This is a genomic window from Rugosimonospora africana (assembly GCF_016862975.1).
Classification (GTDB): Bacteria; Actinomycetota; Actinomycetes; order Mycobacteriales; family Micromonosporaceae; genus Rugosimonospora; species Rugosimonospora africana.
This window is the reverse complement of record NZ_BONZ01000050.1, coordinates 158,159-185,067: the sequence shown is the minus strand read 5'-3', so window position 1 is coordinate 185,067 and position 26,909 is coordinate 158,159. Positions and strand designations below refer to the sequence as shown.

The 26,909-nt window shown below is 68.2% G+C and carries 26 protein-coding genes; 10 read left to right on the top strand and 16 right to left on the bottom strand.

Translation table 11 applies throughout. The features are described 5' to 3' along the window. Positions 1 to 733: 733 nt before the first annotated feature. The 3 genes from Raf01_RS26920 (at position 734) to Raf01_RS26910 (ending at position 5,249) form a co-directional block, all read left to right on the top strand. Positions 734 to 2,623, top strand: coding sequence for a glycosyltransferase family 2 protein (locus tag Raf01_RS26920; protein WP_203920805.1), 1,890 nt, complete (start codon positions 734 to 736; stop codon positions 2,621 to 2,623). Next, entirely contained in the window at positions 2,620 to 3,624 is a 1,005-nt protein-coding gene (locus Raf01_RS26915) for a glycoside hydrolase family 26 protein (protein WP_203920804.1), read from the top strand. Before Raf01_RS26920 ends, Raf01_RS26915 begins: the two co-directional genes overlap by 4 nt. Before the next feature lie 134 nt (positions 3,625 to 3,758). Beyond that, the gene (locus Raf01_RS26910; RefSeq protein WP_203920803.1) at positions 3,759 to 5,249 is read left to right on the top strand and encodes a glycosyltransferase family 39 protein; all 1,491 of its coding nucleotides are present in this window, start codon (positions 3,759 to 3,761) and stop codon (positions 5,247 to 5,249) included. 48 nt (positions 5,250 to 5,297) lie between these two features. On the opposite strand, the gene Raf01_RS26905 is transcribed toward Raf01_RS26910, so the two are convergent. Beyond that, on the bottom strand, positions 5,298 to 5,513 hold the full coding sequence (locus Raf01_RS26905) for a hypothetical protein (protein WP_203920802.1): 216 nt from the start codon (positions 5,511 to 5,513) through the stop codon (positions 5,298 to 5,300). Here Raf01_RS26905 and Raf01_RS26900 point away from each other — a divergent pair. After that, positions 5,493 to 5,735, top strand: a complete 243-nt coding sequence (locus Raf01_RS26900; RefSeq protein ID WP_239133937.1) for a hypothetical protein — start codon at positions 5,493 to 5,495, stop codon at positions 5,733 to 5,735. The two genes, Raf01_RS26905 and Raf01_RS26900, sit on opposite strands and share 21 nt — an antisense overlap. Positions 5,736 to 5,752: 17 nt before the next feature. After that, positions 5,753 to 5,896 carry a hypothetical protein gene (locus tag Raf01_RS26895; protein WP_203920801.1) on the top strand — a complete coding sequence of 48 codons (144 nt, stop codon included), beginning with the start codon at positions 5,753 to 5,755 and terminating at the stop codon, positions 5,894 to 5,896. Here Raf01_RS26895 and Raf01_RS26890 read toward each other — a convergent pair whose 3' ends face one another. From Raf01_RS26890 to Raf01_RS26875, 4 genes are read right to left on the bottom strand one after another with little or no spacing between them, the layout of a single operon-like run. After that, positions 5,897 to 6,925, bottom strand: coding sequence for a zinc-dependent alcohol dehydrogenase (locus tag Raf01_RS26890; RefSeq protein WP_203920800.1), 1,029 nt, complete (start codon positions 6,923 to 6,925; stop codon positions 5,897 to 5,899). It abuts the gene before it with no gap. 54 nt (positions 6,926 to 6,979) lie between these two features. Beyond that, positions 6,980 to 7,813, bottom strand: coding sequence for a carbohydrate ABC transporter permease (locus tag Raf01_RS26885; RefSeq protein WP_203920799.1), 834 nt, complete (start codon positions 7,811 to 7,813; stop codon positions 6,980 to 6,982). Next, positions 7,810 to 8,781, bottom strand: a complete 972-nt coding sequence (locus Raf01_RS26880; protein WP_203920798.1) for a carbohydrate ABC transporter permease — start codon at positions 8,779 to 8,781, stop codon at positions 7,810 to 7,812. The genes Raf01_RS26885 and Raf01_RS26880 overlap by 4 nt, the downstream gene beginning before the upstream one ends. Next, positions 8,768 to 9,898, bottom strand: coding sequence for a cellulase-like family protein (locus tag Raf01_RS26875; protein WP_203920797.1), 1,131 nt, complete (start codon positions 9,896 to 9,898; stop codon positions 8,768 to 8,770). Before Raf01_RS26875 ends, Raf01_RS26880 begins: the two co-directional genes overlap by 14 nt. A gap of 128 nt (positions 9,899 to 10,026) precedes the next feature. On the opposite strand from Raf01_RS26875, the gene manD reads away from it, so the two are divergent. The 3 genes from manD to Raf01_RS26860 all read left to right on the top strand — a co-directional run bounded on the left by manD (position 10,027) and on the right by Raf01_RS26860 (position 13,554). Next, entirely contained in the window at positions 10,027 to 11,238 is a 1,212-nt protein-coding gene (manD, locus tag Raf01_RS26870) for a D-mannonate dehydratase ManD (RefSeq protein WP_203920796.1), read from the top strand. A gap of 48 nt (positions 11,239 to 11,286) precedes the next feature. Then, on the top strand, positions 11,287 to 12,096 hold the full coding sequence (locus Raf01_RS26865; RefSeq protein ID WP_203920795.1) for a FadR/GntR family transcriptional regulator: 810 nt from the start codon (positions 11,287 to 11,289) through the stop codon (positions 12,094 to 12,096). Positions 12,097 to 12,258: 162 nt separating this feature from the next. Continuing rightward, a complete protein-coding gene (locus Raf01_RS26860; RefSeq protein ID WP_203920794.1) occupies positions 12,259 to 13,554 on the top strand; it encodes an ABC transporter substrate-binding protein in 1,296 nt (431 codons plus the stop codon). A gap of 99 nt (positions 13,555 to 13,653) precedes the next feature. On the opposite strand, the gene Raf01_RS26855 is transcribed toward Raf01_RS26860, so the two are convergent. The 4 genes from Raf01_RS26855 to Raf01_RS26840 form a co-directional block, all read right to left on the bottom strand. Continuing rightward, the gene (locus Raf01_RS26855; protein WP_203920793.1) at positions 13,654 to 14,526 is read right to left on the bottom strand and encodes a hypothetical protein; all 873 of its coding nucleotides are present in this window, start codon (positions 14,524 to 14,526) and stop codon (positions 13,654 to 13,656) included. A 203-nt stretch (positions 14,527 to 14,729) separates the two neighbouring features. Beyond that, positions 14,730 to 15,191 carry a hypothetical protein gene (locus tag Raf01_RS26850; RefSeq protein ID WP_203920792.1) on the bottom strand — a complete coding sequence of 154 codons (462 nt, stop codon included), beginning with the start codon at positions 15,189 to 15,191 and terminating at the stop codon, positions 14,730 to 14,732. A gap of 257 nt (positions 15,192 to 15,448) precedes the next feature. Further along, positions 15,449 to 15,805, bottom strand: coding sequence for a DoxX family protein (locus tag Raf01_RS26845; protein ID WP_203920791.1), 357 nt, complete (start codon positions 15,803 to 15,805; stop codon positions 15,449 to 15,451). Position 15,806: 1 nt separating this feature from the next. Beyond that, entirely contained in the window at positions 15,807 to 16,340 is a 534-nt protein-coding gene (locus Raf01_RS26840) for a cupin domain-containing protein (protein WP_203920790.1), read from the bottom strand. Between the two features lie 69 nt (positions 16,341 to 16,409). On the opposite strand from Raf01_RS26840, the gene Raf01_RS26835 reads away from it, so the two are divergent. Beyond that, positions 16,410 to 16,916, top strand: coding sequence for a MarR family winged helix-turn-helix transcriptional regulator (locus tag Raf01_RS26835; protein ID WP_203920789.1), 507 nt, complete (start codon positions 16,410 to 16,412; stop codon positions 16,914 to 16,916). A 615-nt stretch (positions 16,917 to 17,531) separates the two neighbouring features. Here Raf01_RS26835 and Raf01_RS26830 read toward each other — a convergent pair. From Raf01_RS26830 to Raf01_RS26800, 7 genes are all read right to left on the bottom strand, one after another. After that, the gene (locus Raf01_RS26830) at positions 17,532 to 19,460 is read right to left on the bottom strand and encodes a bifunctional metallophosphatase/5'-nucleotidase (RefSeq protein ID WP_203920788.1); all 1,929 of its coding nucleotides are present in this window, start codon (positions 19,458 to 19,460) and stop codon (positions 17,532 to 17,534) included. A 158-nt stretch (positions 19,461 to 19,618) separates the two neighbouring features. Continuing rightward, positions 19,619 to 20,347 carry an alpha/beta fold hydrolase gene (locus Raf01_RS26825; RefSeq protein WP_203920787.1) on the bottom strand — a complete coding sequence of 243 codons (729 nt, stop codon included), beginning with the start codon at positions 20,345 to 20,347 and terminating at the stop codon, positions 19,619 to 19,621. Next, complete coding sequence (locus tag Raf01_RS26820) at positions 20,344 to 20,862, bottom strand: pyridoxamine 5'-phosphate oxidase family protein (protein ID WP_203920786.1); 519 nt, start codon at positions 20,860 to 20,862, stop codon at positions 20,344 to 20,346. Before Raf01_RS26820 ends, Raf01_RS26825 begins: the two co-directional genes overlap by 4 nt. Beyond that, positions 20,859 to 21,362 carry an SRPBCC family protein gene (locus tag Raf01_RS26815; protein WP_203920785.1) on the bottom strand — a complete coding sequence of 168 codons (504 nt, stop codon included), beginning with the start codon at positions 21,360 to 21,362 and terminating at the stop codon, positions 20,859 to 20,861. The genes Raf01_RS26820 and Raf01_RS26815 overlap by 4 nt, the downstream gene beginning before the upstream one ends. Next, on the bottom strand, positions 21,355 to 21,693 hold the full coding sequence (locus tag Raf01_RS26810) for an ArsR/SmtB family transcription factor (protein WP_203920784.1): 339 nt from the start codon (positions 21,691 to 21,693) through the stop codon (positions 21,355 to 21,357). Before Raf01_RS26810 ends, Raf01_RS26815 begins: the two co-directional genes overlap by 8 nt. 145 nt (positions 21,694 to 21,838) lie before the next feature. Next, on the bottom strand, positions 21,839 to 22,396 hold the full coding sequence (locus tag Raf01_RS26805; RefSeq protein WP_203920783.1) for a HEAT repeat domain-containing protein: 558 nt from the start codon (positions 22,394 to 22,396) through the stop codon (positions 21,839 to 21,841). Positions 22,397 to 22,564: 168 nt separating this feature from the next. Then, positions 22,565 to 24,079, bottom strand: a complete 1,515-nt coding sequence (locus Raf01_RS26800; protein WP_203920782.1) for an alkaline phosphatase D family protein — start codon at positions 24,077 to 24,079, stop codon at positions 22,565 to 22,567. Positions 24,080 to 24,349: 270 nt separating this feature from the next. Between Raf01_RS26800 and Raf01_RS50940 the strand changes: the two genes are divergently transcribed. Continuing rightward, positions 24,350 to 26,875 (top strand): RCC1-like domain-containing protein, encoded by a 2,526-nt coding sequence (locus Raf01_RS50940; RefSeq protein WP_203920781.1) that lies wholly within the window; start codon positions 24,350 to 24,352, stop codon positions 26,873 to 26,875. Positions 26,876 to 26,909: the final 34 nt, after the last annotated feature.

Below are 26,909 nucleotides of genomic sequence, written 5' to 3'. Positions count from 1 at the left end.
CCGTGAAGCGTCAACCCGGCACGGCATCCGCCGGTCAGACCGGGACCGTCCCACCGCAAGGTAGGACTATCGATCGTGTGCTCACTAGAGTGCACTGAAAGGTAACGGTCGATGGACCTGACGCGGGAGCACGTCGAGGCCCTCGCCGCGCAGGGTGTGACCCGAGTCGTTGTAGCGGCCGCCGCCACCGAGCCCGACGAGCAACGCGACGAGATGTCGGCGTTCGCCTAACGGCTCGGCATCCCGGTCTGACCCCCGGCCCGGACGACGCGCGGGACGTGGCCGACCCTCGCGCGGTACCTGGCCGCGCGCCCGGTCGGCGCGGCGAGAGGCGCCGGCGGATGCGTGTCCGGTATTCCTCCCATGCCCGGCGACTCGTTACCAGTTCGGCACTCCGCAGACATTAACCGAGCAATTCGGGCTCGGCTGCCCGACCATTAAGCCGTTTTGCCGGCCCATACAGCTAATTGCCGATGCTTCGTCCGCTTATCACACCGGCTGAATCGCCTCGCGCATGTATCGGCCACTAAGGGGAGCGCCGTATCGAGGGTGTGTGGAGGATCACCGAGCCGCCAGAAAGAACCGGTGTTGACGGGGCTTCCTACACGGTGTCAAGATCCCCGCTGGGGCGTGTGATCGTTTAACAAATTTCCGGGTAACCGAGGCGCGCTCTAGCGTCGGGCTGCCTTGAGCAGACGGCGCGCACGCCATTCGGACACTGGGAGTGGACCTCATGCGCGGCAAGAAGCGGCAATCGTTGCGCCGTGAGGAACCGGTCGCCGAAGGGGACGACGGCTACCTGCCACAACCGCCGAGTGACGAAGAGAAGTACAGCTATTTTCAAAAGCCTAAACCGTGGATTTTCGCCTGGATATTCATCAGCGCACTCGGCATCCTTTATGGCTATGTCATGGTGGCGCTCAAGACCCCGTGGACCACGCCGGCGCTGCTCTTCTTGCCGATCATGCTACTCCCGGTTCTCGTCAACTTCTGGTTGCGTAGCCACAAGCCGAGACTGACTCTGCCTCAGCACGAAGCGGTCATTAACGGGTATCGGCCGGACCCCACGGACACGGTGGATATCTGGGTACCGATTTGCGGCGAGCCCCTGCCGGTACTGCGCAACACCTGTCACGCGGTCGCGGCCATCCGTTGGCACGCACCGGTGATGCGGTACTTGCTCGACGACGGCGACCGGCGTCCAGAGGTGGAGCGGATGGCCCTGGAGTACGGCTTCGTCTACGTGCGCCGACGAGAACCAGTCCCGGGTCGGCCCCCTCAGGAGGGCGAGCGCGGCTGGCTCAAGAAGGCCGGCAACATGATCAACGCGTTCGACCTCTCCATGGGAAAGTTCGGGGTGGTATTCGACGCCGACTTCGCGCCCCGATCCGATTTCCTGTACGAGACAGTGCCCTACATGCAGGACGATCCGAAGATCGGCATTGTCCAGACCGCGCAGTATTTCGACATCGAACCGTGGATGAACTACGTCCAACGAGGCGCCGGCAGTCTTCAAGAAATCTTCTTCCGCTGGATCCAGCCCGCTCGCGACGTCTGGCGGGCGGCCATCTGCGCGGGTACCAACGTGGTCTATCGGCGTGCGGCCGTGGAGTCGGTCGGTGGCTTCGCCCGGGTGCCGCTGGGCGAGGACGTGAATTCCGGCGTGAAGCTGTGGACCGGCGGCTGGGAGACTCGCTACCTCCCGCTGGCTCTCGCGAAGGGAGTCGCGCCTGACACCTGGCAGGCGATAACGAACCAGCAGCAGCGATGGTGCCGATCCTCGATGCTGCTGATGACCGAGCGGCATTTTCGGGACGCCCAGTTCAATTGGCAACAGCGCACCGCGTTCTGGGCGGCCTTCCTCTATTACATGGCTTCGGCGGGTCTGCTCATCACCGCGCCATTTCCCACACTCACCATGCTCTGGTTCTTCCCGGAGAACGTTCTTCCGCACAATTACCTGCCGATGATTCCCGCTCTCCTTTCCACGCTGCTCGTCTTTCCGATGATGGCCAGGGGATGGCGACCCGGCATCTTCCGGCTCTGCCTCATCAATTCGGCATGCCACGTCATCGCGATTACCGACGCGCTGCGCGACAAGGTCCAAGAGTGGGTGCCGACCGGTGCCGTGAACAAAGTCGCCAAGACGAAGAAGAAGGGAGCCCCGGAGCGTGTCTCCAGGCTCCTTCGAGTCTGGATCGTCGTCGTTCAGGCCCTGCTCTGGGGCGGGCTGGCTCTGCGCTTTCGCGAATACGGCTTCGGTCCGCTCTGGGCGACCGCGCTACTCGCCGGCGTTCAGCTCTACATGGTGTTCCCGTTGTTGCGCCCGTCGTACGGCATCCGCGAGGCAACCCCGCCGTCACCGGCGCCGACACCGGGCGCACCGAGCCGCGTCCCGGCCCCGGCCCAGTTCCACCCGCGCCAGGCGAGCGTTCGAGCCCCCGTCTCAACTCCGCGCGCAGCGCAACGGACACCGATGCCCGACCAACGGGTGCCGGCCGCGCCGCGCCCCGCAGACGCGCAGTCCTGGTACCCCCCGCAACAGCGAGTCGGGCGTCACTCGTACCCGCCACAGGATCACGACTCGCCGCCCTCCGATCGGGTACTGGGCAGGACGCCGTGAGGAGGGCACCGGCTCAGTTCCGCCTCATCGCCATCGTGGTCACCGCCGCACTGTGCCTGTCAGCGGCAGCCTGCAACGGTGGCCGCCAGCAGGAGTGGTCCTTCCGGGCGGCGAACCCACCCACCTCCAGTCCGTCGCCCGCCGGCCCGGTCGTTGCGAAGGTGGACGACGTCCTACCCGGCGATGGGCCGGTCTTCGGGGTGTACACGCCCGACCGATCGGCGGCCGGCTTGGCCACTGTCGCCGCGAAGGTCGGTTGCCGACCCGCACTGCAGGAGGTCTTCGGCTCCGTCATGGACGGTGTGTCCGTTGCGACGCTCCGCGGTGTGGCCGGCACGCCGATGCTTTCGCTCGAACCGTGGGTGAGCACGGGCGGGAAGAAGCAGCCCGACTGGTCGCTCGAGGCGACGATCGACGGCGACTGGGACAAGCAGTACGAGGCGGTGGCCCGCAGCGTGGTCGAGTACCAGCAGCCCCTGCTGATCCGCTTCGCTCACGAGATGAACGGGAACTGGTACCCGTGGGGGGTCGCCAACGGAAACCAGTCCGGTCAGTACGTGGCGGCGTGGAAGCATGTCGTCGACCTTTTCCGCAAGGCGGGCGCGACGAATGCGCTGTGGGTCTGGTCGCCGAACATCATTCGCGGGGCCAGTAGCAGGACCCTGAAGCCGTTCTGGCCGGGGGACTCCTATGTGGACGTCGTCGGCTTGACCGGCTACGGCGTGCGGGAGGCAAACCCGGACACCACCTACAAGGCAACGCTCACGCTGATCCACGCCCTGACCAAGAAGCCGATCGTGCTCACCGAGGTCGGTGTGCAGAAGGGCACCGACAAGAGGTCATGGATCAGCGGGTTCGGCTCCTGGCTGCTCCGAAACCCGCAGATCGCCGGGTTCGTCTGGAACGAGGTGACCCGTGACGGCGACTGGCGCTACGACGACAACTCGGGCGACCTCTCCGCCTTCAAGGCGAGTCTGAAGACCGCGAAGGTGTCATGCTAGTCAACGAGCGGAACTCACCACCTCCCCGCCAACGGCCCAACTCGCACGACGCCACCGTTCTCCTCCCGAGAACGCACGCGGGCACGGTCGTACTCCCTCGGCTGCCCCCGGAAGCGTCATCCTTCGCGGACCCGGTGCCCGCCGAAGAACGGCCGCCGTCCAAGCGAATCGCGCTGTGGAGACAGCTTCTGCTGTTCTGCGGGCCGGCCGCGCTGACCATCGCGCTGGGCTGGTACGGCATCGGGCAGCGGCAGATGTGGAACGACGAGTACGCTACGGAGCACGCGGCGACTCTGGCGTGGCACGACCTCTTCCGGCTGCTGGGCAACACCGACCGGGTTCTGACCCTCTACTACGTGCTGATGCATTTCTGGGTCTCGGTTGCCGGCGACTCTCCAGCCATGCTGCGGCTGCCGGCCGTGGTTGCCATGGGATGCGCGGCCGGGTTCACCGCACTGGTGGGCCAGCGGCTGTTCAACAGCAACGCGGGACTCATCGCCGGGGTGGTCTTCGCTCTGCTGCCCTCGGTCAGCAGGTACGCGCAGGAGGCCCGCCCGTACGCGTTGGCGGTCGCCGCTGCGACCCTGTCGACGCTGATCCTCCTGGTCGCTCTCGAACGTCCGGTGTGGGGATTCTGGCTGCTGTACGCGCTGTCCGTCGGGTTTGCCGCGGGTTTCCACCTGGTCTCGATCCTTGTCGTGGCGCCGCACGTGCTGCTCGTGTGGTTCCGCTACCGGAGGTCCAACCGCGACGTGCGGTTGTGGAAGTCGATCGGCGCCTTCGCGCTCATCGCGGCGCTCGCGATGCCGCTCGCATTCTCGTCGTCCGGTCAGTCGGCCCAGATCGCTTGGATCAAGGCGGACAAGCACGCGATTGTCCAGTTTCCAGCGCAACTGTTCGGCTCGTACCCGACCTCGGTGGCCCTGGCGGCAATGGGATTGCTGGGCACGCTCGTGCTGCTGTTCACACGTCACCGCCGGCTCGCGGTCACGCTGCTGGCGTGGACGATTCTGCCGCCGGTCCTCACGTACGTCACGTTCCCGGTGTTGCATGTCTTCCTGTTCCGGTACCTGCTGTTCACGCTGCCGGCCTGGGCGTTGCTCGCGGTCGGCTGGATCTACGCCGTGGTCCGTGTCACCACCCGGCATTCGTGGCCGCAGCTGCTGATCGGTGCGGCCGTCATACCGGCTCTGGTCCTGTTGACGCTGCCCGCGCAACACGCGGTCCGGGCTCACCTGATGGGTGACGAGCCTGATTACCCGTCGGCGGCGAAGACCATCGTGGCTGGGCTTCGGGCCGATGACGGGATCGCGTTTGCCGGCACCCGCCGACCCCCGCGCCTCGGGCTCCAGTACGAGATGCGGCATGACGCTGCTCAGCCCGTCGATGTCTTCCTGCTCAAGACGCCCGCGCAGACGGGCGGCTACGGCGCCGAGGAGTGTCCGAGCGCGTTGCCCTGCATTGGGACGCGGCAACGGATCTGGCTGGTGAACACCAGCGACGACACCAGTCCATGGACGGGGATGCAACCCGAGCGGGCACGGGCCCTCAACAGCCTGTTCACGGTCTCCCAGAACTGGGACTTCCCGCTGATCCACGTCTTCCTCTTGCAACGCAAGGCGTAGTACGCCAGCCTCTTGCCACGCAAGGCGTCGTACGCCAGCGTCCCTCGGTCAGTGCGCCGCGGCGTTCCGATCGCGAAGCGCCTGGTCGACGGCTTCTCGCACGCGGACGTCCTCGCGTAGTTTGCTCCGCTTCCGGGCGCGACGCGTGAGCCGGACCGCCGCGACGATGACCGCGATGAGTACGACGACGAGCAGGAGCAGCGTCCACGGGACGGTGCCGGCAACGACCTCGTCGACCCGCTCGTGCTGGTCACCCCGAGCCACCTGCCGCAGCAGTTCCTCGTGGTCGGCGCGGAGCTGGCCGAACCGACGAGCAATGTCACCGCGGTCGACTGGTCCGGCGCGTCGTTCCGGGGCGAGGGACTGGGCATGTGCTCCGCCTACGACCCCGGCTCGTTCACCGCCGAACGCTGCGCATCCGCCATCAGAGCCGGGGTCGCAGCCGTGCTCAACAACCTGACCGGGATCGTGATCTGGCTCGGGTAGCGCCAGCCGCCTTGGGCGTGTCGTGTGCTACCGACTGGGAGACCCACCCCGTCACCGCGACCGCCTTCCTTGCCGGCCTGCTGGCCGGGGAGATCGACTCCGCGATCCTCTCCTCCGAACTCACTCGGCCCGACCACGCATTCGAGCCCGACACCAGGTGACTAACCCGTCCGTGTGGCTGTAGCTCCCGTGTCGCTGGCGCACCTCACGAGCAGCTTGAAGACGTGCTGTGACTCCTCAGCCAGTCGCTCGAAGGCCAATGGGGCCTCGTCCAGGCACACCTCGTGCGTTATCAGTGGTGCTACCTGAAGTACTCCCGAGGCGAGAAATGCCACGGCGGTCCGGACGTCGTCGTCCCACATGTGTGCGGCGGAGCCCCGCACCTGCTTCTCGCTCAAGACAATGTCGCGTACGTCGATGAGCGCGTCGTCGATCGGCACGCCGAGCAGGACGATGGTGGCGCCGGGGCGCGCGAGCTGGATGGACTCGCGGACGGCGTCCGCGACACCCGCGCATTCCACGACGAGGTCCGCGCCGTGTTCTGGGAGCAAGCCCGCCGCGAGCGCGCGGCGGGAGGCGGCGCTCGGCGCCCATTCCGCGCGAAGAGCCAGTGCCCGAGCGACGTCACGCCGCCATTCGGCGGGCTCAAGGAGGATGACGTGGGACGCTCCCGAATGGGCCAGGAGTTGCGCGACCAGTATCCCGACGGTGCCGCCGCCGACGACTACCGCGCTTTTGCCAACCACAGATCCGAGCCGTCGAACCGCACGAACTGCCACCGCGGCGGGCTCGGCCAGTGCGGCGTGCCGGACGTCGATGCCGTCGGGTACGGGGACGAGCCGGCTCGCGCGTCCGACGACGTACTCGGCGAGTCCACCGTCAAGGTGCTGTCCTGTCACGACGAGCTCAGGGCACAGTCCTTCCTCGTGCCGCTGGCACCAGTAGCAGCTACCACAACCGGTCACGACGTCGACGACGACATGCGTGCCTTCCCTCGGGCCCGAACCGTCGCGGGCGCGGACCTCGACTCGGCCGACGATTTCGTGGCCGAGCACGACCGGCGGGGTCGCGACCACGGGCCCGTGAAGGTACTCCTCGAGGTCGCTGCCGCACAGTCCTGTCCATAGAACGCGGATGACGGCCTCGTCGTCCTTGGCGACGGGAAGCGGTGCCTCTTCGACGCGCACCATCTTCGCTCCGTACCACCTCGCGCACTTCATAGGGTGCTGACCCCGCGGGCGCCGTCATCGCCCGGCAAGAGAACCACCGATTCCTCCTACGCTGAAGTATCTGTTGAGTGCGCCGAACACGATGGCGGGCGGCAGCAGCATGACCACCGAAACGGCCATGACCGATCCCCAGTCGGTGGCGTGCTGCTGGAAGAAGGTCTCGATGCCGACCGGAAGCGTGAAGCGGCCGGACGAGCGCAGGAACACGAGCGCGACGAGATAGTCGTTCCACGCGACGAGGAAGGCGAACGTCGCTGTGGACAGGATCCCCGGGAGTGAGTTGCGCAGGACGATCCGGAGGAACGAGCCCCAGATGCCGGTGCCGTCGGCCCACGCGGCTTCTTCGAGCGCGATCGGGATCGTGTCGATGTAGGCGGCCATCATCCACGTCGCCACCGAGATCGTGCTGCCGACGTAGATGATGGTCAGGCCGAGCAGGCTGTCCGTCAGCCCGAAGCGGGCGAAGAGGATGAACAGCGGGATCACCGCGGTGATGATCGGCAGCGACTGCACGACGAACAGCAGCAGTGAGTAGCCGGAGATGGCACGGCCTCGACCACGCGAAAGCGCGTAGCCCGCCGGCGCGGCGACGGCGACCGAGACGAGGACGGTCGCGAACGTCACGACCAGGCTGTTCCGGAACCAGATGAGCACATCGGTGTCGCGGAAGACATGGGTCAGGTTCTCCAGCGTGAAGAACGCGTGCGACGACGACGAGCTGCTTGGCCGGAAACACAGCCACATGACCGCCAACACCGGCACCAGCACGATCAACGTGATGACAGTGAGCAGAGCGAAGCGCCACCACCGACCCGATGCGCGGCGACCCGTTCGCGTCTGGCGGCTCATGCCGTTTCCACCTTCCTGATCTGGCGGTACAGAACGACGGATACCAGCACGAGGGCGGCGGTCAGCACGAAGGCGATGGCTACGCCGGTCCCGACCTGGAAGTTCTGGAACACGGTCCGGTACGCGAGCACAATCAGCGTCGTCGTGCTGTTGGCCGGTCCACCGCCGGTCAGGAGATAGATGCTCGGGAAGTCGTTCACGCAAAAGATCATCATCAGGATCCAGCTGATGTAGGTCGAACGCCCGATGTTGGGCAGCGTGATCCGGGTCAGCTGCTGCCACCGGCCCGCCCCGTCGAGGCTCGATGCCTCGTACAACGCGTGGTCGACCGCGGCCAACGCCGACGACATCATCACCATCATGAACGGAAAGCTCGCCCACACCTTGAAGAGGCAGACGGTCACCTTCGCCGTCGTGGGGTCGGAGAGGAACATCGGGTCGGCGAACCCCAGGGCGTGGATGAGCTTCGGGATCGGGCTTTCGCTGGTGGCGATGAGCCAGTTCCACGCCGTGGTGGACACGACGACCGGTACCACCCACGGGAGCATGAGCAGCACCTTGAACGCGGTCGCTCCCGGCACCGAGGTGCGCAGCAGCAACGCGAGGCCCAGACCGACCGCCCAACTGCCGAAGACGCCGACAACCGTGAAGATCAAGGTAAAGAGGGTCGCGCTCCAGAAACTGGGATCGGTGAAGACGTGGGTGTAGTTGGCCAGGCCCGTCCAGGCCCCGCTCGAGATGAGCGTGCTGTCGTGTGTCGACTGCACCAGGCCGTAGACCACCGGGTACCCGTTGATGACGGCGAGCAGGAGCACCGACGGAGCGACCAGTACGAGCAGCGTGAGCGCTCGGCTGCGGCCCCGCCTGGAGTGCCGCCGCCCGATCGGAGCCGCGCCGGGGGCCCGGTCTGATTCGTCCGGCGCGTTCGCGCCGTGTGTGGCGGTCCGCGAGATCTCAGGTGCCGACACGGTCGCCGTCCCCCAACTCCACGTCGAGCGGACCGTCGTGGATGAGCCCCGTCAGCCGCCGGTGGTAGTCAACCTCGCGCCACATGCCGACGAACTGGGGACCGCAGAAGTTCGACGTCGCCAGAGCGACCCAGCGACCGGTGGCCGAGGCCCGGGTCAGGGCACGCTCGTTGAGTTCCATCACCCAGTCCCAGTCCAGACCCGGCCAGTCCTTGTAGTCGATGATGGACCAGCACTCGGTGGTGACCAGCGGCTTGCCCGTCGTCCGGGACCACTGCGCGAGCCAGTCGATCTGCTCGAACAGCGGCCCGTCGTAGTGCTCGGGGTCGGCTTCGTAGGTGCGCCTGCCGAGGCGGACGAGGTTGTCGTAGCCGCGCGGGTCGAACAGTTCGAAGTTGTAGTCGATGTCCTTGTTGAAGTCGCTGGCCGAGGCCATCCAGACGTGCGGCTCGAGCAGATCGAAGGTGCGGACGTCGGGCGCGTCGGTCGGGCCGTACCGCCCCGCGAAGGAGTACGTGTAGTCGAGGTCGGGGTACGCCGCCCGTACGATCTCGATCGACTCGCGCATCCATGCCTCGATACGCGGATGGCTGCGCGGCAGTCCGGGCCCGACGTCGGTGCCGTAGAGGAAGGGCGCCCACGCGGCCAGTGGGAACTCGTTGCAGAGGTCGACGTAGGTGACGTGCTCCAGGAGGCCGGCCGCGGCGACGACGTCGAGAGTGTCGGTCCACGCCTTCGCGAGTTCGGCCGGCGTGCGCAGGAGCATGCGGACCTCGTCGCGATCCGTCCGGAACCAGGTGGACAGTGCGACCCCGATCCCGTGCCGGGCCGCCGCGGCGACGAACTGCACCAGGCCGGGCAGGACCTGGACGTCGATCGGCGACTGGGCGCCCCACGACTGCTGCGTCCAGCGCGGCGGCAGCGACCAGACGCGCTCGCCGCCCGCCGACACGAGATGCGGGTACGCGTCGATGCGGACGAGGTCGTAGCCGCGTTCCCTCAGCCCGGCCAGGGCGAGATCCCAGTCCTCGTAGCCCGCGCCGGGCCAGCGCCGCTCGAGCCAGGAGAAGTCCCACATGGCGATTGCCTGGGGTCGCGCCGCTTCGGTCAACCGCATGCTCGTCCCTTCGTCGGGGTGCCGGCGCGCTGGCCGCTCGACCGGCGGTCATGATAGTAGTATGACCTGACCGGTCTGACCAGTTAGCTTCGACCATGCGGCCGGGGCGGATACAGGAGGGCTCCGACGTGAAGATCGCGTCCGCGGACGTCGTGATTTCCAGCCCGGGACGAAACTTCGTCACGTTGGTGCTGAAGACCGACGACGGCTTGGTGGGGCTCGGCGACGCTACCGTGAACGGACGCGAACTGGCGGTGGCGAGCTATCTGCGTGACCACGTCGCCCCCATCCTGATCGGCCGGGACGCGCACGCGATCGAGGACACCTGGCAGTACCTGTACCGCGGGGCGTACTGGCGCCGGGGCCCGATCACCATGGCGGCCATCGCCGCCGTCGACGTCGCGCTCTGGGATCTCAAGGCTCAGGCCGCCGGGTTGCCGCTGTACCAGATCCTCGGGGGGCGGAGCCGGAACGCGATCCGCGCCTACGGTCACGCGTACGGGACGGATCTCGATGAGTTGACGGACTCGGTGCGCGCACTGCTGGAACAGGGCTTCGGCGCGGTCCGCGTCCAGGTGTCGACGCCCGGGATCGGCGGGGGCTACGGCGTGGCCGAGGCCGGCGACGGCGGCTACGAACCGGCGCGGGGGCAGCGGCCGGTCGAGGAGCCGTTCGACCCCGGTCGGTACGTGCGCTCGGTTCCGGCCATGTTCGACAAGCTGCGCAACACGTTCGGCCCGGAGCTGGACCTGCTCCACGACGTGCACCACCGCCTCACGCCGATCCAGGCGGCCCGGCTCGGCAAGTCCCTCGAGGGCTACGCGCCGTACTGGCTCGAGGACGTCTCACCCGCCGAGAACCAGGCGGCGCTGCGGCTCGTCCGCCAGCACACCACCGTTCCCCTCGCGACCGGTGAGACGTTCAACTCCGTCTTCGACTACCTCCAGTTGTTCGCCGACCAGTCCATCGACTACGTGCGCTCGTCCGTCACGCACGCCGGCGGGATCACCGGCCTTCGACGCATCCTGGACATGGCGGCGGTCGGTCAGGTCAAGAGCGCGATACACGGACCGACCGATGTCTCGCCGGTCGGCCTGGCCGCCGCGCTGCACCTCGATCTCGCGCTGCACAACTTCGGAATCCAGGAGTTCATGCAGCACGTCGACCTCACCTTCGAGGTGTTCGATGTCGGCTACTCTTTTGCCAACGGCTACTTCCAACCGGGCGAACGACCCGGCCTCGGGGTCAGCCTGGATGCCCGAGCCGCCGAGCGGTTCCCGTATCGAGCCGCGTACCTTCCGGTCGGCCGGCTGCTCGACGGAACCGTTCACGACTGGTGAAGTGGCACGCTCTACTTTGAACAGCGTCCTGACCGCGAGGAGGAGTCCGTGACCGAGGCCGAGCCCAGTCCGGGCCGTCGGCGGATACCGAGCCGGTCCAACTTCGAGGCCGACCTGATCCGCCAGATCCTGACCGGCAAGCTGCCTCCCGGTGAGAAGCTGCCCGGCGAGCGGTCGCTCGCGGTCTCCAGCGGCCTGTCCCGGCCCGTGATCCGCGAGGTACTGCGCAGCCTGGTCGAGCGGGGCCTCGTCGAGGTGCTGCCGGCCCGCGGCGCGTTCGTCAAGGCCCCGGACTCCATGCAGCTCGCCGGCACGTTCGGCTCGGCCGCGCGGCACCAGCGCGCCACCCCCCGCGACCTCATCGAGGCGCGGGAGATGATCGAGGGTCGGGCTGCCCGCAACGCCGCCCTGCGCGCCAGCACCCAGGACGTCGCGACCCTGCGCGACCTGGTCCGCGCGTTCGACGAGGCCGAAACGATGATCGAACGGGCCCGCTGCGACCTCGCGCTGCACGCCTCGATCGCGCGGATGTCCGGCAATCCGGTGCTGGGCATCCTGTTCGGAGCGATCGCCCCGATGGTGATGGAACTACAGCTGCGCAGCCTCGCCGATCCCGTCGTGCTGCAACTGGGCGCGCCCCTGCACCACGACGTCGTCGAGGCGATCGCCGCCGGCGACGCCGAGACCGCGTCGCGGGCCATGACCCGTCACGTGGTACTCGCCAGGGATCTGTACGGCGAGGACATGGACGTCCCGCTGGACGAGCTCGCGGTCCAACGGGTGGCGTCGGTTCTGGGGGAGAACGCCCGGCTGTCAGACCTGATCGACGACGTGCTCGAGGGTCTCAAACTCTCCTGACGACGGACCCGGCTCCGGCCGAGAGCCGGGTCCACGTTCGCAAAGACTGGTCTTACCGGTCTGGGCAGTATACGCTCGGCGCGGGTCGGGCCTGATCCGCACTCGACCGGCTGCGCGCCGGCACTGAGGCCCACCGTCAGGTCTTCGAGAGGAGTACTACCGGTGAACCGAGATGTCAGCCGCCGCAGCGTCCTGGGCCTGGGCCTCGCGGCCGCCGTCGCGCCGCTCGTGGCCGCCTGCGGGTCGTCGTCAGGCGGCGGGAACGGCGGCGGCGAGCTGAAGTTCTGGGACATGCCCTGGGGCGCCGACGCCTACCTGGCCGCGGAGAAGTCGCTCGTCGCCGACTACGCCCCCAGCGGCGGGCTGCCGAAGGTGTCGTTCCAGCAGATCCAGTGGGAGAACTTCTACCAGACGTTCGCCTCCGCCGTGGTGGCCAGGACCGGTCCCGCGGTGAGTTCGGGCGGCGGCTTCCAGGCATTCCAGTTCGCCGACCAGGGCGCCATCGCTTACGCCGACGACGTCGTCGCCGAGTTGAAGAAGAACGGCATGTACGACGACTTCCTCCCGGGCTACGTCGAGAGCTTCAAGACCGCCAAGGGCTACGTCGCCATCCCGTGGTCGATCGACATGCGCGTGTTCTGGTACCGCAAGTCCCTGCTCGACCAGGCCGGCGTCGGCGTACCGACGGACTGGGACTCGCTGCGAGCCGCCGGGCTCGGCCTCAAGAAGATCGGGGTGTACGGGTTCGGGACCGGAGCGGGCGCCGGCAACGCCATCGGCAACCAGTCGATCATCAGCATGATCATCAACAACGGGGGAGGGCTCTTCGACCCGGACGGCAAGCCGAACTGCGTCACGGACGAGAACGTCGAGGCCGTCGACTTCATCGTCGGACTCGCGAAGGACGGCATCGTCGACCCGAGCTCGGTCAGCTACACAACCGCGAACATGCAGGCGCAGTGGAAGAACAAGAAGTTCGGGATCGGGATCTACACGCCGGGCCTGCGGACCGACACGGGCGACACCAGCGAGGACCTGCAGGTCCCCAGCCCGCTGACCAGCCCGTCCGGTAAGAAGGGCACGGTCGTCTACATCCCGAACCTGATGATGTACTCGAACACTCCGTCGCAGAAGGGCTCCGAGGCGTTCCTGATCTGGTACCTCCAGAACATGAAGGCGTACTGGACGAAGGAGGTCATGCCGCTGCTGCCTGTCCTCAAGACGATCATCGCGACACCGGAATTCCAGAAGAACACGATGGGCGTGAAGATCACGAACGAGTGGGCGCCGATCGCGAAGACGCTGGCGGCCCAGTCGACGGCGCAGTTCAGCGCCCTGGCGGCCGTCGACGGCGGCAGTGCCATCAACTTGTTCGCGCAGACCGTGCTGGCCGGCAAGACCCCGGCCCGGACCGCCCTGCAGAGTCTCGAGAAGGGTATCCGTGAGGTCGTCAAATGAGTGACACCGCGCCGGCCGCGGTTTCGGCCGTGGCCCGGCGCGCCGGGTAGCCCGCGGTGCGGCGGCCGGGTCGGGCTCCTCGCTGGAGGCTGGCGATCGTCAGTGGTGGTTGGCGAGGATTCTGGCGACCGTCGCCATGACCGAGTCGTGGTCGAGCTTGGCCTGGTGGAACTGGTTGGCGTGCTGGCGGATCTGTGTTTTCTGGTAGGCGACCTCGGACTCGAACCAGATGTCGGTCAGGCGGGTTTGCCGTTTACAGGCCACGTCGGCTTGCGCGGTGGCGATCTCGGCCGGCGTGACGGTGTGAGTGTCCAGGCCGAACGCGTCGCTTGCGTGCAGTGGGCCGGGGAGGTGGTAGCCCCGTCCGGTCATGCAGTGTGACCAGGCGTCGAATGCGGCGAGAACTCTCGGGTCCCGCAGCGAGTGTTGGTAGGAGTCCGCGTCCAGCTTGCTGACCGGATCGGCCTCTCCCGCCCGGCCGGTGCCGGTCAGTGTGTGATCGGCCGCGCCGACACAGCCGCCGGCGGGTATCGGCTGGCCGTTGTTGTTGTGGGTCACCGGTCTGCCGTCCGCGTCGACACCGCTGAGAGCCTCCCGTTCGGGCATCGTCGGCGCACTTGCTCGCCGCGGATCGCGTGGGCCGCTGGCGACCTGGGTGGCGGTGGACACCAGGTGGTAGCCGTACCGTGCGGCGACGGCCGGGTCGGTCAGGACGTAGCGGCGCTTGTTGCCGTACACCCCGTGGTCGGCCAGGTCGATGGCGGCCGACTGGTCGAACCGTACGGTTTCGGCGGCGGGGTCGGTGTCGTAGCCCAGCCGCCGCATGCAGGTGTCGGTGAGGACCTGCCGTGCCCGACCCAGCTCGTCGCGTTCGGGCACGGTGTAGCCGTAGGCGTTCATCGGAAGGACGAGCTCGTCGCCGCCGGCTCCACCTCGGGTGGTGGCCATGCCGGCCGCCCGGTCGGCCTCCACCGCCCCGTCAACCCTCGAAACGCATCCCGCTGGCGCCACCGACATCAGGGCGCCAATCACCACAACCACCACGCGTCCACGCCACGAATGGGCCCGCATCCTCGATCCCTCCGCCACCGCGTCGAGGCCGCGCCCGGCACCGCCGGACACAGCCTCGACGACCCGGCATACCCCTGTGTCGAGCGACCGTCTACCGGTGCGGCTCAGCAGGACGACAGTTCGCCGCAGGTGATGACTTCGACGGAAGCGTCGTTGTTCCAGGTGTACGACAGCTGGCCGATTTCGTTGCCGTACTCCCAGTCGTAGTTGCCCGCGTAGCCGTGGTTGTAGTAGCTGAAACACTGGGAGGCATACCAGGAGCAGGACATGGCGGTCGCGTTGTTCTTCACCACCTGCCCGGCCCCGGTGCCCGTCCCGCCCCAGAACTTGTCGTTGTACAGATCCGAGTCGTTGACCGCCGTGCCCCAGAACGCCCCGGTGGTCATGGTGTGGTTGTAGTACAGGCACAGGACCCCGCCGTCTCCCCAACACCGGAGCTCGTTTCCGTGGACACCGATGTGCTTGCTCGCGGCGTTGGCGGGGGAAGCGGTCATCATGGGCGCGACCGCCGCCGTCGTCGCGATCACCACACCGGCCACCACACGAGCCGCGCGTGTTCTCAGCATTGAGCTCTCTCCTCCCGTCGCAAGCCACCGAGCCCGCCTGACGCCCGGCCGATCGGGCACGACTCGCGACATCTCCGTCGTAAAATCCCGCGGCTTCGACGCGTTCGCACGAACGAGTTGGACCGCCGACCATGCAGACTCCGCGAAGCGCGGAAATGTATCGCGAAGTGAGCGCCGTCACACTCGCCCTGACGGAGCAGGGGCTCGGACGCCAGCGCGGATGGCGACCGTCCTCTGTGGAGACCGTGCCCGACCGATCAGGTGTTGACGAGTGCCAGTAGCGTGCCCGTCACAGCGGCGAGGACGCCGACGGCGATCGGGGACAGGGTCTTGACGGCCGGATCCTTTACCCGGGCGTGTACGAGTGTCGCCCCTGCCATGAGAGCCACGAGGCCGCCGGCCGCCGCCATTCCCAACGGTCCGACGAACAGCCCCGCCACCAGGCCCGCCGCCGCGGCGAGTTCGAGGCCACCGATGAACCGGTAGGTGGCGAAGCGGAAGCCGAAGCGCCGCGCATCGGCGCGCATCGCTCGCGCACCGGCCAGCTTGGCGGTGCCGCCGGCCAGCGACGCCGCCGCGAGCACGATCGACAGACCGGCCGACCAGAGGTGCACCTCATGCCTCCGTGCTGTCGAAGGACAGCCGAACGAGCGGGTCGCCGGCGTGTGCTCGCTGGTACTCCTGCCAGACCGCGCTGTCGACGAAGTGGTTGTCGAACCGGTCCTGGGAGGCCAGGATCTCGCCGGGGTTCGCTTCGCCCCTGCGGATGCGGTCCACGAGCCGGAAGTACTCGAACCGGTTGGTGCCCGGGGCCTTGATGATCAGGACGTCCGCGTTCTGGTCGGCCGGAGTCGCCCAGGCGTGCGTCATGCGCGGCGGGACGAGCAGGAAGTCGCCCGCGGTGACGGTGACAACGGTGTTCTCGGTGAGGACCCGCAGCGCCCCGTCGAGCATGAAGAACAGTTCGGAGGATTCGGTGTGGAAGTGTGGCGGCGGGCCGCTCACGCCGCGGCCCAGCGTCGTGCGGACGGCGTTCATCGCATGGTCGGTCTGGTCGGCGTCGGCCAGCAGCCAGGTCGCGTTCGGGCTCTCACCGAGTTGTTCGGCCGTGGCCGCGCGGACAAGGGTCGCCTCGCTGAGGGGTGACATGTTCCTCCTAAGTAGTTCGCTGTCTGATAGTTCGGAGTCTAACTATCCTCTGGCGAATAAGCTAGGGGCATGGACGCAGGAGGCTTCGACGCGGTCGACGTGATGCTGGAGCAGTGGCGGAGTGAGCGCCCCGACCTGGACCTGTCCGGTGTCGGGATCCTCGGACGGGTCGCCCAGTTGTCCGCCGTCCTGGCTGGCGCCGTCGAACCGGTGTTCGCGCGGCACGGCCTGCGCAGCGGCGAGTTCGATGTGCTCACCGCGCTGCGTCGATCCGGCCCGCCGTACGTCCTCATCCCCTCGGCGCTGTCGGAGACCCTGATGATGTCCCGGGCCGGCATGACCAGCCGACTGGACCGCCTCGAAGCCGCGGGCCTCGTCCGGCGCAGTCTCGACCCCGACGACCGGCGCAGTTTCCATGTCGCCCTGACCGAGGCCGGGCACGAGGTCGTCGACGCCGTGATCGCCGAGCACGCCACCAACGTGGCAGGGCTCGTCTCGTGCCTGGACCCGGGGCAGCGCCAAAGTCTGGATCAGGCACTACGTACGCTCCTCGACCACGTCGCGAAACGGCAGTGAGGCGCCCGGGTTGCTTTCGGCGGTGATGTCGCGACGTGCCGCGCGCCCCATCGCTGCCCGCCCGGGTGCCGCCGCCGCGATGACCGCCCCGTCAGCGCCAGTGCCGCGGCGACGCCGATGGCGGCGCCGAAGCCGTCGGCGAACCGCAAGGGCGAGGCGTAGCTTCCGGTGGCCGCGAACACCGCCACGACGATCGCGATCCCGAACGCTCCGCCGATCTGACGCAGGGAGTTGAATACCCCGGATGCCTGACCGATCTCGTCGGCCCGGACGGCGCTGACGACGGCCTTCTGTGCGGCGCCCGCGCACAGCTCTACCGCGCTGGGCCGACCGAAGACGGCGTCGCCGAGCCGTCCGACCTCAGCAGCGCGAGCTGCTCGATATGATTCCTCGCGCGGCCAACACGCAGCCCGGGTTCGCCACCTACCTCCGCGGTCGCGACGGCATTTACCGCGCGTACCCCATCCAGGTGCTCACACTCACGACGGACGGTGTCGCCCGCGTCGTGTCGTTCCAGGAGCCGGCGCTGTTCCCGAAGTTCGACCTGCCGCCGTTCCAACCCGCCGCGTCGCCGGCCGCGATGCGCCAACCGGCGCAGGCTTCCGAACCTTTGGCTCAGCAGCGTTGGCCGGGGGCGATCGCCGGCCCGGACAGCGCGTCGCTGGGCAACTGGTCGGGCAGGTACGGCGGACCCGCGAACGCCGGGACCGCAGTCAGCGAGCCTGCCCGGCCCAGCGGCGCCGGGGAGAGCACCCGACGCTCCCGCACGTAGCGGATGAAGCCCTCGTGGTCGAGGCTGTGCCGGACCGGGTCGGTGAACGCCATCAGCGCGGGGAAGCCGTCCCGGCCCTCGATGGTGTACGAGTTCGCCGCCACCCGGTACCGCCGGCCCAGGTCCAACGGCTTCCCGTTGATCGTCACGTCCGATGGGGCGACCCGCTGCCCGACCGGCTTGGACGTGTCGTACCGGTAGGAGACTCCCGCGGAGACGGCCAGTGGGCCGTACTTGACGCTGCCGTCCGGCTGGGTCTGCCACTGCTGTTCCAGCGCCTGGTGCAGAGTGTCGCCGGTGATGCTCACGGAGACCACGGGGCTGTCGTAGCCGTACGCCGTCCACGCCTCACCGAACAGGATCAGGCCGTCTTCGTCCATCGGGTTGGTGCCCTTGGCGTACGGCAGGTCACCGCGCAGCGCGGCGGCGCCGACGATCGGGTGCGCGGGACACAACGCCAGTTCGGCGTGCCCCTGCTTGCTCTGCAACGTGTCCCAGACCATGAAGTCGGCGACGAGGTTGCCCAGCGTGCTCTCCCCGTCGGGGTTGGGGATGCGGGTGAAGTCGCCGGTCTGCCGGGCCAGCGCGGTGGCGTACAGCTTGTCGGACTGCCCGGTCCAGTAGTCGGCGATGTCCTGAAGCTCCTCGTCCACCGGCAGGTCATGGGTGACCGCGTGGTTGGTGGACAGGGTCAATTCTCGGACGATTTCACCGGTGTCCGGGTCCAGGGCGAGCTGGATCTCGTTGATGACCTGACCGTAGTAGCCCGCCTCGACCACTGGGCGCGGCAGACCGTTCGGGTCCGGAACCATCATGTTGAAGCGGCAATGCCAGTGACCGGTGATGATGGCGCCGATGTCTGGGCTGACGGCATGGGCGATGTCGAAGCACGGTCCGGTCGGACTCGTGCCGGAGTTGTAGTCCGTTCCGGCGTAACCGCCCTCGTGCATCACGATGGCGAGGGCATTGACGTTGCGCCGTTTCAGTTCCGCGGCGTACCGGTTGGCGGTCTCGATCTCGTCCATTGTGGTCAGTGTCGGTTGGAAGGAACAGTTGAATCCCAGCGTGGGATCTGCGCCTTCGGCGCCGAAGACTGTCAGGTGGATGAATCCGATCGGCCAGCGGCGGCCGTTGGGGGCGGTGACCCATTCCACGTTGTACGGCGGGACGATCGCCTTCCCCGAGTCCTTGTAGAGGACGTTGCCGCTGTAGTACCGGAAGTCGGCGCCGTGGAACCGCGCGCCGGTCGAGTCGATGAAGCTGTCGTCGATGCCGACCGCCGGGTACGGCACACCGTGCTCCATGTGCTTGATGAGGAACTCGGGTCCCTTGTCCAGCTCGTGGTTTCCCACCGAACTGAACTGCAGCCCCATGGCGTTGAGTGCCTCGATGGTGGGTTCGTTGTTCTGCGAGTCGACATAGTACGGCCAGCCGGAGAAGTTGTCCCCTGCGGAACAGAAGATGGAGTTGACCCTGCCCTCCCTCAGCCGCTTCAGCTGCGCGGCCAGGTAGCCGACGCCTCCGACCTGCAGCGTGACGCCGCCGGCCCCGGTGATGAGGCCACCGTCGGTGGGAGCCGGCGGTTGCAGGTACCCGTGCAGGTCGGTGATGCTGACGACCTGGACGTCCACATAACCCTTGCGGCTGGCTGGATCGGCCGCGGCCGGTGTGGCGAACGCCGACCTGCCGACCGCCGCGCCGGTGACGAGCCCACCGGCAGCGGCGAGCACCGAGCGACGACTGAACGTTGTTCCCCGGAGTGATGTGTCCATACCGTCCCATGTCCCAAACGGGCGAGAGCCGCCGTCGGCGGCCACCGCGGAGTGGTGGCGCGTGCCGGAACCTGCGCTCCCGACCCTAGGTCCGGCGCGATGCCCGCTCCCATGCAGCCAGCTGCTGTCGGTTTACGTAATGCTGCTGCCCATGCGGGTTAGGCGGCCGGTGATTCGCCGGGCTGTTGCTGTTGGCGCCAGTACTCCTCAAGCCGGTCCGCCAGCTCTGCCGGGTGGCCGAGCATCGGGAGGTGGTCTCCGACCATCTCGTCCGGCGTGATGCCTAGCCGCTCGCGTACGAGGCGGCGCATGAAGTCCGCGGGAAAGAAGCGGTCGCCGCTGCTGAGGAGGAACGTCGTCGGCACGTCCGGCCATGCCGGTAGCGGCCATGGTTGAGTGAAGGGGGTGCTGGCCTGAGCTTTCTGCCGGCCGAGCGCCTCGGCCGCGAGCTGTGGCGGGAGATCGTGCACGAACAGGGCGACCAGATCCTCCTCGGCCCTGCCGTCGCGTGCGTCCTGTTCGCGCCTGGCCCGGTCGTATCCGCTCGCGGCCCACCACTCGCCCGGCGCTTCGCCGGGCAACGGAATCATTGCCTGCAGCATGACCAGAAGCTTGACCGGCACCCGGTCGCACACGAGCGGGGCGGTGAAGCCACCGAAGGAGTGAGGCACCACGACGAGGTTGTCGCGGTCGCCGATGGCCCGGACCACTTCGTCGGCGTACTCCGCAAGGCCCGCCGACTCATCGGAGCACGGCAGGTCGACGGCCACCACGTCGTGGCCCCGGTCGCGCAGCTCGGCGGCAAGGAGGTGCCAGCACCACGAGTCGGCCGCGGCGCCGTGAATCAGCACGTACGTGGCCGGTGCGCTCGACCGCGGCCTGTTCATGACCGTCCCCGCCGGTTGAACTCCTCCGGGCTGGTCCCACCGGGCAGCCGGGTCTGGAAGTCCAGCACGCCCACCCAGGTCGGGCGGACCGCGATGCGGAACATCCTCGTGCCCGGGTGGTCGACCGCGGCGATGTTGGCGGCGCCCTGCTCCGGACCGCCGTAGCGGTAGTGGGCCAGGACATACTCCGGCACGATGCCGGCGACCTCCGTGATCTCGGCCCGACCGCGGATGAGCAGCACCTCCGGCGGTGTGGAAGCCGCGTCGATGGTGATCGCGACCGCCGGCCGTGCGCGCAGGGCAGAGACCTTGGCTCCGCCGAATGTGGAGAGCACCACCTCGGTCCCGGTCCAGTGGAAGAGCATCGGGAAGACCCGAGGTGTGCCGTCCGACGCCACATACGCGATGCGTGCCAACTCGGTCGACGACAGCAGGCGCTGCGCGACCGGACTGTGCAGCAGGCGAACGTCTCCCTGCGGCAATCCCGTCACGTCGTCGGCGTCGCCCGCGGTCATCGGGGTGCTCCCGACGACGTGGGCGCGTCTCCGGTCAACTGCTCCGCGAGCCGGTCGAACGAGCTGGACCAGCCGCTCTCCAACCCGGCGTTCTCCTCGCCTACCGCGAGGCCCGAAACGTGGAACGTCATTTCGGTCCGGTCCCCGAGGTCGGCGAAGGTCACGGTCAGCAGCACCTCTCCGGCGACAGCTGCCGGCCCGGTCGGGACTCGTGCGCTCAGCACGAGCTTCTCGGGCTCCACCACCTCTCGATAGGTGAAGGCCACCGGGTACTCCGCACCGTCGGCATCGTCGATCATGCGCAGTTGCCACACACCGCCGGGTCTGACGTCCATGGACACAGTGGACAGAGGCGTGGTGACACCCACGGGTCCGAACCATTGGGCAATCTGTCGCGGGTCGGTCCACGCTGTGAAGACCAGGCGGCGTGGCGCGTCGAAGACCCGGGTGATGGTGAACTCTCGGGTGGTTGCCTCGTTGGTGGCCGAGGTCTCAGCCATGTGCATTGCCTTTCTGAATCTCTTGCAGGTGAGCGGAGAGGCGATCGAAACTGCCGTCCCAGAATTGCCGGTAGCGCTCCAACCAGTGGGTGGCTTCGCGTAGCGGTACGGGTTCCAGGCGGCACGGACGCCACTGGGCGGTGCGTCCACGGCTGATCAGCCCGGCTTGCTCGAGCACCTTGAGGTGCTTGGAGACCGCCTGCAGGGTGAGCGGCAGGGGATCGGCCAGTTCGTTGACCGTGGCCTCGCCCTCGGCCAACCGGGCGAGGATCGCTCGGCGGGTCGGATCGGCCAGTGCGGCGAAGGTGGCGCTGAGCTGATTCGTATCCATGTGTCCTATTCAACCGCCAGGCTTATCAACTAGATGGTTGAATATACAGGTGGATGCTGCCACGTCAAGCTGGCTGCCGGCCGTGGTGGCGGCGATGCGGTTATTGGCGCCGTCCCGCGATCGGCACCTGTCGGTGGGGAGCGCGTTATCGACCGGGTCGGTCGGCGCGCGTCCCATCGCCCACGCCTGCCGCCCAATCCTGGAGCGTGTGCTTCGCCGCGGATCCCAACTCGGGATCGTCCACCATCCGTCGCAGCAGAGCCAGACCGCGGTCGTCGGGGCCAGCCTCCCGGATCGACTCCAGGGCGTTGTGGCGAACATCGATGTCATCGTCGTGCGTCAGTGCGGTGGCCAACGCCTCGAAGACGTCATCGTCCTCGGCGTACGCCCCCAACGACATCGCCGCGTACTGGCGCACCAGGTAGTCCTCGTCGGGCCACAGCGTCTGCGCGATCGCGCGGCCGACCCGTTGCCGGTCGGCGTGCGCGTCCGGCGGTCGCAGCCCCAGGACCTTGATGCATTCGATCCGGGCGAGGTCATACTCCTGCGGGTCGGCGATGACCGAGACGTAGAGGTCGACCACCCGCGGGTCGCCGACATGGCGCCCCAGCTCGGTGATGATGGCGAACCGACTGGAACCCTCGGCATCCACCGGGGAGGGAAGGCAGCGGTAGGTCTCGATGAGCCGTTGCACCTGGTCCACGATGGCAGTCTCGCAGCCGAAGGCCCTTCGTGTCTCGCCCGGTGCTGGAGGGTCGGCGGGGCGTCGTGGTGCGAACTCAGGCCCGCAAAGCCCAGCCACGTACCCGGGTCTGGCATCCCGTGGCTGTCGGCGGACGGGATGCCAGACCCGGTGGGTTCCCTGTTTCGGTTACGCCAGTTGGACGCCGGCCTTTCCGGCGTCGATGTAGAACTTCTGGGCGTCCCACACCGGTGCGTCCGGCCGGGTGACGAACTGGATGTCGCGTTGCGTGCTGTACAGGCCCGTAGGCGTGATGAGCGTGCGGAGGTAGCCGCGGTAGCCGTCGGCGTACTTCACCCAGGGGTGCTTCAGCCAACCGTCCTTTGTGGCCTGATCGCCCGGTCCGTCGCCGGTCGAGGTGATGGAGGTGCCGATGAACTGCGTGCCCACGATGGGACTGGTCGGATCGGGGATGGCCAGCAGCGCGTCCGAGACCAGGGTCCAGTGCAGGTCGCCGACCAGGATGACCGGGCTGACGTCGCGGTCGTGGTAGGCACGGTAGATGCGGTCGCGGGTGGGACTTTCCGTCGCCACGCCGCCCAGTTGCTGACCCACGGCGACCAGGTTCCACGTCGTGTCGTAGGACGTGATGCCGTTCAGCAGCCATGCCTCCTGCTCGTTTCCGAGCTTCGAGACGACCGGGTCGTTGTCGGAAGTTCGGTACTGGCGGCTGTCGAGCATGTCGAACTGGGCGAGGTTGCCGACGGCGAACCGGCGGTAGATGGTCTGGTCCGGCCCGACCGGCGGGGCGCACCGGGTGGGGATGTTCTCCCACCACGCCTTGTACCCGGCGGCGCGCCGGGCCAGCTGTTTCGCTCCGTGGTCGACACCACCGGCGTAGTCGTTGACGACCTCGTGGTCGTCGCGAACCACCGCCCACGGGAACGCCGCGTGCGCGGCCTGCAGGTCCGGGTCTGTCTTGTAGAGGGAGTACCGCAAGCGGTACTGGTCGAGGGAGTTGCACGTGTCGAGAACCGCGTCCGGCACGGCCGCGCCGGCGCGGGGCGTGTCGGTGAACGCGTACTCGTAGATGTAGTCACCGAGGTGAAGCCCCAGGTCGATGCCGTCCTGGGCCATGTAGCGGTAGGCCGTGAAGTACCCGATCTCCCACCGCTGGCAGCTCATGTGGCAGATGGTGAACGCCGAGACGGACGCGCCGGGTGCCGGCAAGGTGCGCGTGCGCCCGACCGGGCTCAACTCGGACCCGCAGCGGAAACGGTAGAAGTACCAGCGGTCCGGCCTCAGGCCGCGCACGTCGACATGTACGGAGTGGTTGTCCTCTGGCAGCGCGAACGTCTCACCTTCCGTGACGATCTGAGTGAAAGCCTCGTCGTTGGCCACCTGCCAGTGGATCGGGAACTTTCTGTCCGGCATGCCCGATCCGATCGCCAGTGGCTGCGGGGCAAGGCGGGTCCAGAGGATGACAGAGTCGGGCAGCGGATCACCGGACGCGACGCCCAGAGAGAACGGATAGGAGCTGAAGTTGCCGACGCCGCCACCGGGTGCGGCCGAGGCGGGCGTGGCCCGCCCGATCCCACCGGCGGTCGCGGCGGCGACCGCGCCGGACAGGATCAGGAACGATCGCCGGCTGGGCTCGTGATTGACCTCGTGCGCGGCAGGGTCTGCGGATGGGTCCTTGGACAAGGTGAGGGGTCCTCGATTCCGGGGGAGACCGATGCGGAAACGGTGGTTGCACACCGTTCACCACACTGGTGATCTTCGGGGACCCGTCGTTGACTCTCACACGTTGTAGGGTCTAAGCCTCGGTGAACATCGCCGGCCGGCGTGCCGACTCGGGCTTCGGGGCCTCGTGGTCTCGTGCGGGCTAATGCGAGTAAATGCCGCTTTTGGTGCCGGCTGCCCCTTATACGTTTCGAGCGGACGTATCGCGTGGTTCGCTGGGGGGTACAGGCAATGGACAGATGCTGGACCCGCCGGGTCCCGGCCGTCTTCGCGAGCCGGGTCGCGCCCGCGAGCATGCGCGGACTGCTCGGGGCACTGGCGGTGGTGGCGGCCGCGCTCGGCATGCTCTCCACCGGTGTGGCGCCCGCGTTCGCCGACGGGACGCCTGCTCAGCCAGGGCCACCCGCCGTCTCGGCCGGTAACGGATTGGCCTGGGGTTACGGCGGCAACGGCCAGCTGGGCAACGGGACCAGAACCGCCAGCACCGTGCCCGTGGCGGTGAGCCTGCCGTCCGGTACCACGGCCACCGCGATCTCCGCCGGCGAGTTGCACGGCCTGGCGTTGACGTCCACCGGCACCGTGCTGGCCTGGGGTGACAACACCTTCGGTGAGTTGGGCAACGGAACCAACACCAGCAGCACTGTGCCCGTGGCGGTGAGCTTGCCGGCCGGTACCACGGTCACCGCCGTCTCCGCCGGCGGCTCCTTCAGCCTGGCGTTGACGTCCACCGGCACCGTGCTCGCGTGGGGTCACAACCGTGCCGGCGAGTTGGGCAATGGCAGCAACACCGACAGCAACGTGCCCGTGGCGGTGAGCCTCCCGGCCGGTACCACGGTCACCGCCGTCGCCGCCGGCGAGGCGCACAGTCTCGCGGTGACGGCCACGGGCACCGTGCTCGCCTGGGGTTCCAACGGCGCTGGCGAGTTGGGCAATGGCACCAACACCAGCAGCAACGTGCCCGTGGCGGTGGACCTGCCGGCCGGTACCACGGTCACCGCCGTCGCCGCCGGCGATGTGCACAGTCTCGCGGTGACCTCCACCGGCTCGGCGCTCGCCTGGGGATACAACGGCAGCGGCCAGTTGGGCAACGGTACCAACGGCAGCAGCAATGTCCCCGTTCCGGTGAGCCTGCCGGCGGACACCACCGTCACCGCCGTCGCGGCCGGCGGCGAACACAGCCTGGCGTTGACCTCCACCGGTTCGGTGCTCGCCTGGGGTTCCAACGGCAGCGGCCAGTTGGGCAACGGTACCAACGCCAGCAGCAATGTCCCCGTCCCGGTGAGCCTGCCGGCCGGCACCACCGTCACCGCGATCGCCGCCGCCGGTGGCGGCGGTTTCCTCGGCGGCCACAGCCTGGCGCTGACCTCCACGGGCTCCGTGCTCGCCTGGGGCGACAACCTGTGGGGCCAGTTGGGCAACGGTACCCGTACCAACAGCAACGTGCCCGTGGCGGTGAGCCTGCCGCTCGGTACCACGGCCACGGCCATCGCCGCGGGCCGCAACTACAGTCTCGCGCTCAGCTCCACCGGTGCCGGTCGGGCGTGGGGTCTCAACCGCTCCGGGCAGTTGGGCAACGGCGCCACCACCAACAGCAACGTGCCGGTCCCGGTGGACCTGCCGACCGGCACGACGATCACCGCTGTCGCCGGCGGCCTTCGCCACAGCCTGGCGTTGACCTCCACGGGCACCGTGCTCGCCTGGGGCGACAACGAGTTCGGGCAGTTGGGCAATGGCACCAATACCAGCAGCACCGTGCCTGTGCCGGTGGACCTGCCGGCCGGCGTCACGGTCACCGCGATCGCGGCCGGCGAGTTGCACAGCCTGGCATTGACCTCCACGGGTACCGTGCTCGCCTGGGGTTACAACGGCGGCGGCCAGTTGGGCAATGGCACCAACACGAACAGCAACGTACCCGTCCCGGTGGACCTGCCGGCCGACACCACGGTCACCGCGATCGCCGCCGGCGAGTTGCACAGCCTCGCGGTGACCTCCACGGGCACCGTGCTCGCCTGGGGTCTCAACGGCGACGGGCAGTTGGGCAACGGCACCAACACCAGCAGCAACGTGCCCGTCCTGGTGGACCTGCCGGCCGACACCACCGTCACCGCCGTCTCCGGCGGCGGCGAACACAGTCTGGCGTTGACCTCCACCGGCTCGGTGCTCGCCTGGGGCCTCAACGGTGCCGGCCAGTTGGGCAACGGGACCAACACCAGCAGCAACGTTCCCGTGCCGGTGGACCTGCCGGCGGGCGCCGCGGCCACCGCCGTCGCCGCCGGCGGTGTGCACAGTCTGGCGTTGACCTCCACCGGCATCGTGCTGGCCTGGGGGTTCAACCGCTCCGGGCAGTTGGGCAACGGGACCAACACCAGCAGCAACGTGCCCGTGGCGGCGAGCTTGCCGGCGGGCGCCACGGCCACCGCCGTCGCCGCCGGCAATGGGCACAGTCTCGCGTTGACCTCCACCGGCATCGTGCTGGCCTGGGGCGACAACGAGTTCGGGCAGTTGGGCAACGGCACCAACACCAACAGCAACGTGCCCGTTCCGGTCGGTCTGCCGGCTGGCACCACGGTCACCGCCATCGCCGCCGGCGAGTTGAACAGTCTCGCCATCACCCCACTGCCGACAGCAGCCAGCGCCCTGCCGGTGACCGGTGTGAGCCTGCCGCCCGCTCTCGCCGCTGGCCTGCTGTTCCTGCTTGCCGGGGCCGGCGCGGTCCTCGTGACCCACCGGCGCCGGCCGGCGCGCCGCGCCGCTTGACGGCCAGCCGGATGCCTTGACCATCCGCTGACCG